Origin of the sequence: Nitrosospira multiformis (assembly GCF_003050865.1) — a bacterium.
Lineage (GTDB): Bacteria > Pseudomonadota > Gammaproteobacteria > Burkholderiales > Nitrosomonadaceae > Nitrosospira > Nitrosospira multiformis_E.
In genome coordinates, this window is the sequence record NZ_QAOK01000014.1 from 77024 (window position 1) to 83626 (window position 6603).

The following is a 6603-nucleotide window of genomic DNA, read 5'->3' on the forward strand; positions in this document are numbered from 1 at the left end:
AATTGCTTTAAACGATAACCGAGTTACGAGTCCGATCCTAATCTCTGTTCCCTTTTCTTTTCAACCACTTTTTGCGCATGGCTTCTTTCTGATTACGCTGTATCCCTTCATCGTTGCCGCTGATATATCGCACGACACCCATTTAAGGGCGAAGTCCGACTGCAGGGTGAAAAGCCCCGCACCAGGTACATTGAAGATTGGGAAATTGTTGAATGCCTGGCGTTGGAATCACACCAGAAGAAAGGCAGCGTACATGCTATCCACGCCTACATCCGGCTAAAGCTTATGACTGGTATGGCCAGAAGCGATCTGCTGCGGCTGACATCCGCGAACCTCAAAGAAGACGGTATCTATATCCAACGCCACAAGACAGCGGCAAAAACGGGGAAACGAACGATTTATGAGTGGACGCCGGAGTTACGGGCAACGGTGGAAATGGCGAAACAGACACGTCCAGTGCTCTCACCGTACCTGTTTTGCAACCGGAAAGGGGAAGGCTATATTGACGAGGAGACGGACCTGTGCCACGGCTGGGATAGCATGTGGGGACGCTTCATGGATCGTGTTTTACGTGAGACCAAGGTGACCGAGCGTTTCACCGAACACGATCTCAGGGCCAAGTGCGCCTCCGATGCGGAGCCCTGGAGCACGCACGAGCCCTGCTTTCGCACGCTGACGCCCGCACTACCGAGGCAATTTATCGCCGCAAACCAGAGCGGGTTAAGCCATTGAATAGTAAACAACGCTGCGAATAGTAAAAAAGGGGTTAGCGAACTTCGCTAACCCCTTGAATATTGGCGCGCCCGGCAGGATTCGAACCCACGACCCCTTGGTTCGTAGCCAAGTACTCTATCCAACTGAGCTACGGGCGCTATGTTATGACTAGTACCTACTCTGGCATATTCAGTCCGTGCGTCATTATATCAGACTGGTGTGCTTCCAAGTCAAAGCACTTTTCCGAAAACTGTATTGCAGAATCAAAAACGATATGGCGGAGCGCCTATGATCAGGATATTTCCCGTTGCATGAGTTCTCTCCCCTGCCCTTCGTCCATGCATGGAAGAGAGGAGCAAGCACAGTTGGAAGTTGGACAATATAACGCCAGAACTCTATTCTGCCTCAGGAGAGGGAAACGTCTACTCTTTTCGGAATGAGCACTGCAGCACCCGTCAATTTTCCTTCCCGCAATCTTGTCAAAGCCGTATTCGCCTCGCTGAGTGGAAAGGATTCCATAGTGACGCGGATTGGTACTTGCGGTGCCAGCCTTAAGAATTCCTCGGCGTCCTGGCGGGTAAGATTGGCAACGGAGACCAGGCGTTTTTCCCGCCAGAGGATGTCATAAGGAAAAGCGGGAATGTCACTCATATGAATTCCCCCGCAAACGACGATTCCGCCGGGACAAATAGCGCGCAGAGCGGCGGGCACAAGGGCGCCCACCGGGGCAAAAATGATGGCCGCGTCGAGTTCTTCGGGAGGCATCGTATCTGAACTGCCCGTCCAGGCCGCGCCCATCTTGCCCGCAAACTCCTGTGCTGCCAAATCATCCCGTCGTGTAAACGCGAACAGTTTGCGTCCCTGATAATGCAAAATTTGAGCTGCAATGTGTGCCGCGGCGCCAAAGCCGTAGATCCCTACCCGCGCGGCATTGCCGGTCATCTTGAGTGCGCGATATCCGATCAATCCGGCGCATAGTAGCGGGGCAGCTTCCGAGTCGCTATAACGGTCCGGAATGCGAAAACAATAACGAGCGTCCGCGAGTGTATACTCCGCATAGCCGCCGTCAATCTGATAACCGGTGAATTTGGCGTTCGGGCACAGATTTTCCTGCCCACCGAGGCAATAGCGGCAATGTCCGCACGTCCAGCCCAACCAGGGAATACCGATGCGTTCCCCAACCACAAAATCCCGAACATTCTCTCCCGATGCAATCACACGTCCTACGATTTCATGCCCCGGAATTATAGGTAGTTTCGGATGAGGCAGTTCACCATCCACCACGTGCAAGTCGGTGCGACAAACTGCACAGGCCGCAATCTCAATCAACAACTGACTAGGCCCTGGCCGAGGGCGGGGGATGGCGCGCATCTGAACCTTTTCTCCGGGCGCGTCCAGCACCATTGCCTGCATCAAGCCGTTTTGGTTTCGTACAGCCATTCTCAAAAAAGCAAAAAACTCAAGATACTGAACCTGCCCACTATGAATGCGGCTCTATTGCGCCAAGTGTGGGCGGCACGAGGACCCGTCCCTTCAACCCCATGCTCGAATAGTCGCGCAGCACCGCCTCGGAAATTTGCTGCAATAATCCCAGCTTGCACAACGCGACGCACGCGCCGCCAAAGCCCGCTCCTGTCAACCGCGCTCCATATACATCAGGATGAGCCTGGAGCAGCGCTACCAGTTGATCAAGTTGTGGAACCGAAACCTCATAATCGTCCCTCAAACTGAGGTGAGATGCGTTCATCAGCATACCGAACTCTTCGGCGTTATCGCATTCGGCCGCCCGCAGCACGCGGGCATTCTCGCTTACAATATGGCGCACTCGCCTGCGCAGGGGCTCGGGCAAAGCATCAGCCAGTGACACTTCCTGGACGTCACGAAGTGTGCTTACCCCAAGTTGGCGCGCCGCCTCTTCACACTCAGCACGCCGTTGGTTGTAGCCGCTTGTCGCAAGTGTGCGGGCAACGCCTGAATCGAGCACCAGCACAGCCGAAGCCGGGGGCAAGGAAACCAGCCTGCGCTCAAGCGTGCGGGTATCCAGCAACAGAGCCTGTTTTGTTCCCGCAAGGCTCGATGCCATCTGATCCATGATGCCACAACGTACCCCCGCATACTGGATTTCGGCGCGCTGAGCGAGTTGTGCGATTCGAACATCATCCAGGGAAAAACCAGTCAGCGCCCGCAGGGCCCGCAGTGCCGCCACCTCCAGTGCTGCGCTGGAGGAAAGGCCCGCTCCCATCGGCACGTTTGATTGAATGTAGATGTCGAGCACCGGGACTTCCACCCCCGCTGCCTGAGCCTCGAGCAGGCATCCATATACATAGGTGGCGAAATGCTCCTCGGGAGATTTACCGAGGGTAAAGTAAACAATGTCATCTAGCGTTTCCGAATACAACGCATACCGGGTCCTGCTGCTGCGGCGCATGCTGACACTCGTCTGTTGCTCGATCGCAATCGGCAGTACATAACCATCGTTGTAATCGGTATGTTCGCCCAGCAGATTGACGCGACCCGGCGCCCGCTCCTCGACCTCAGGGGGATTTCCAAATATTGCCTCGAAGCTGCTCACTCCTTCTCCGCAAAAAACACGCCCGGCTGCCAGTTTCGTACCTGATATCGAATCTGGGAGTGAGTAACGCTAGAACGGTGAGACGTATTCATTCGACAGCCACCTCCACCTGTTGAAGTTCGCGTGCCTTCTCCTCGGGCAGCGCGTCCATGGCGAAGAAGCCCGCTGCGATTTCGGTTCCCGCAAGATATTTGAGCCGATCACGGGTACGATAGGGGGGATAGAACTCGGCATGTAAATGCGATTCAGGATGGATTTTTCCATCAGTCGGCCCTTGGTACCAGGCCATCAGGTAAGGAAAAGGCCTCTGCCAGAGGCCTTCATATTTGAGCAGAACCGTCTTCAATGCCCGCGCCAGGTCTGAGCGCTGGTCTGGCGTGAGGTGGATAAAGCTTTCGACCGGTTCCGCTGGCGCGACCCAGACCTCGTATGGGTAACGCGCGCATACCGGTACGAAGGCAACGGCATGTTCACCCTCATAAAGCATGCGCACACTGGCCTTCCGCTCGGCGGTGATGAGATCCTGTAGCACTCCCCTGCCTTTCGCTTCATAGTAGCGTTGCGCCTCCTGCTGCATGCGGCTGGGGACAGGCGGCACCAAGGGATAGGCGTAGATTTGACCATGGGGATGGTGCAGGGTTACACCAACCTCCGCGCCCCGGTTCTCAAATGGCAATACGTAAGCTATATCTCCCCGCCGCGCCATCACAGCGGTGCGGTCTGCCCATACTTCCATCAATAATTCGATGTGAGCGAGCGGCAAGGCCGCAAGCGAAGCTTTGGCATCTTTCGTGAAAACCACTACCTCGCAATGCCCTACAGCCGGCGCGCTTGGCACGATAAGCGAGGGCGGCTCTCCTATCGGCCCCAGGGACGGGAAGCGGTTGTCGAAGACTGCCACGTCCCAGTTTCCGGCGGGCACCTCGGTGGGATGAGCCGGATCAGTTGTTATACCCAGCGGGTTATATTCAGGGGGGGGCAGGAACGTTCGCCCCTGTCGATACGCTGCATACGTCACCCACTCTCCGCGTAACGGATGCCACCTCAGGTGAGGATGCGCATTCAGGGGTTCAGCGAAAGGACTGGGCGCAACAATGTCCGGATCAACGGGCTCACGTGCATACAGGGTCAACCGACGCCCGTCCGGCTTGGTAAGCTCGAGTGAATACACTTAAACACCCCCTGGTATGTGCGTGGGTGAGACGCGTGTGACGCGCGCAATCTGCTCAATGGGAATCTTGGGCGTCCGGTCCGCGCACAGCAGCCCGTTCGCTTCCTGAAAGGTATCGGCAAACTGGGTATAACAAAAGCCGGCGAAGAGAGCCGTGTGAATCACCGTATGCATCAACTCAGTATACATACGGGTAAATTCCTCTTCATCGTGTGCGACAGTATAGCCCCAGGTATGCTTGACACCGGGTTGGGGGCACTTGGCGAAAGCAATCCCGCCGAATTCGCTTAACATGATCGGCTGGCCCCGGTGCGGGTAGCCATCAAGGGTTAGAATCCGCCCACCCGGACGCCGCCGGTCGAACAGCTGTTCAGGCCGTATTTCCGCGCCATAACGCTGACGCAGGTGCTCAATGTTTGCGTCATAATCGTGAATGCCGATAATGTCCGTGGCGCTGCTTTCCCACCCATCGTTGCCGATTACCGGCCGCGTTGCATCTAGCGTTTTCGTCAAGTGATACAACGCTTCGACCGCGTGCCGCTGTTTACCCACCGCGGTAAGTTCGGGTACTCCCCAGGATTCATTGAAAGTTACCCATACAATGACGCAGGGATGACTGTAATCCCGCTCGATAGCCTCAGTCCATTCCCGCACCGTCCTCTTGATGGCGCTGCGAGTGAAACGATATGCGGAAGGCATTTCTTCCCATACCATCAGCCCAAGCTTATCCGCCCAATAGAGATAGCGCGGGTCCTCTATCTTTTGATGCTTGCGCACTCCGTTGAAGCCCATCGCCTTTGCAAGTTCCACATCGCGGCGGAGCGCGTCATCACTCGGCGCGGCTAGCAGTGTCTCCGGCCAGTAGCCTTGGTCAAGCACGAGTCTCAGCGTATACGGGCGTCCATTCAGCATAAAGCGATCACGCAAGATGTTGACCGAACGCATGGCGGTGTATGAGACGAACTCGTCCACCACCTCCTCGTCGCGCATAAGCCGTACCACCGCCTCGATCAATGTGGGACGTTCCGGGCTCCACAGCAACTCATTACGAAAATCATCGATTCCAGGGTCAGATAATATGATTACGCGGTCTACCTCCCGTTCGACTACCCGATAACGGTCATGCGCGAGTAACTCATCCCCATGGCGCAAACATACGTCTACTGCCAGTTCGTCGGCCTCTTCTCCTATTACGCGCGCTTCGAAGCCTATCGCATATATCTCGACCTGGGGCGTCCACCGAATCTTTTCAATGTAATTTTTGGGTACCCGCTCGATCCAGACCGTCTGCCAGATACCGGTGGTACGGGGATACCAGATGGCATGAGGTTCGAGTTGCCAATCCTGTTTTCCACGCGGCTTGGCCAACTCGTGCGGGTCATCCTCCACCTGTACCGTCACCTTCTGCTTTCCCGACGGATCAAGCAGATGGGTGATGTCGCCCCAGAATGGCGTATGCCCCCCTTCGTGACTGGCAGCAAAACGATCGTTGACCCATACCTTTGCGGAATAGTCGACAGCGCCGAAATGCAGGATCACCCTATCGGAAGAAGAGGACTCCAAATCAAAGTCCCGCTCGTACCAGCATAGGGAATGAAAACTCCGGTCACCGATTCCGCTCGCTTCGGATTCAGGCGGAAACGGCACGATGATTTCCATCGGCCACGATTTGATCTGGGAGGGGTGCGTGAAAGTACGCGCATCATCGTAGCGAAAGCGCCAGACCCCATTGAGTGGAGTCCAGTTGGAGCGCTGCATCTGCGGTCGGGGGTGAGCAAACTTCAATGCATTCTCCTCCTAAAGCGCTGCATGCTTGCTCATCATTGCGACGAGCGACTACTCAAGTATGACTGATATCTGATTGGATAAAATTGGGACTACTAGATAAATATAGTAGATAGCAACAGTCCTATCGACAACCGGGCGGTTAACCGAGTTGGTTAACTCTTAATCTCGATTGATCACCGTCGACTGCGACTGCTGGCTCTTCATCATTAACGGGGGACAAGGGTATTCATTAGACTTGTTTTTACGAAGAAGACGTTTAATGGAGGCAATACCGATGTCCCCAATCGATTCTATCCTAGGGATCGATGGCTTGGTGGTGCAAAGCGTAAAGCGCGCCCAGGGCATTCACGTCTGGGCC

5 protein-coding genes and 1 tRNA gene are annotated in these 6603 nt (G+C 55.4%); 1 reads left to right on the plus strand and 5 read right to left on the minus strand.

Annotated features, from left to right (window positions below; translation table 11 throughout):
- The first annotated feature begins 222 nt into the window (after window positions 1-222).
- A complete protein-coding gene (locus C8R21_RS08995; RefSeq protein WP_074973015.1) occupies window positions 223-732 on the plus strand; it encodes a hypothetical protein in 510 nt (169 codons plus the stop codon).
- A 63-nt stretch (window positions 733-795) separates the two neighbouring features.
- On the opposite strand, the gene C8R21_RS09000 is transcribed toward C8R21_RS08995, so the two are convergent.
- The 5 genes from C8R21_RS09000 to C8R21_RS09020 form a co-directional block, all read right to left on the minus strand.
- Window positions 796-872 (minus strand) — tRNA-Arg (locus tag C8R21_RS09000).
- Window positions 873-1119: 247 nt separating this feature from the next.
- A complete protein-coding gene (locus C8R21_RS09005) occupies window positions 1120-2154 on the minus strand; it encodes a zinc-dependent alcohol dehydrogenase family protein (protein ID WP_219906632.1) in 1035 nt (344 codons plus the stop codon).
- 40 nt (window positions 2155-2194) lie between these two features.
- Window positions 2195-3286: a galactokinase gene (galK, locus tag C8R21_RS09010; RefSeq protein ID WP_107762380.1), complete on the minus strand. Its 1092-nt coding sequence runs from the start codon at window positions 3284-3286 to the stop codon at window positions 2195-2197.
- An 88-nt stretch (window positions 3287-3374) separates the two neighbouring features.
- Complete coding sequence (gene galT, locus C8R21_RS09015; protein ID WP_107762381.1) at window positions 3375-4457, minus strand: galactose-1-phosphate uridylyltransferase; 1083 nt, start codon at window positions 4455-4457, stop codon at window positions 3375-3377.
- Window positions 4458-6242, minus strand: a complete 1785-nt coding sequence (locus C8R21_RS09020; protein ID WP_219906633.1) for a glycoside hydrolase family 2 protein — start codon at window positions 6240-6242, stop codon at window positions 4458-4460. It lies immediately after the preceding gene.
- Window positions 6243-6603 lie beyond the last annotated feature (361 nt).

What these genes read in the sequence shown, in the direction of transcription:
- C8R21_RS09005 (WP_219906632.1), bottom strand. Translation starts at nt 2,154, where the DNA reads ATGGCTGTACGAAACCAAAACGGCTTGATGCAGGCAATGGTGCTGGAC.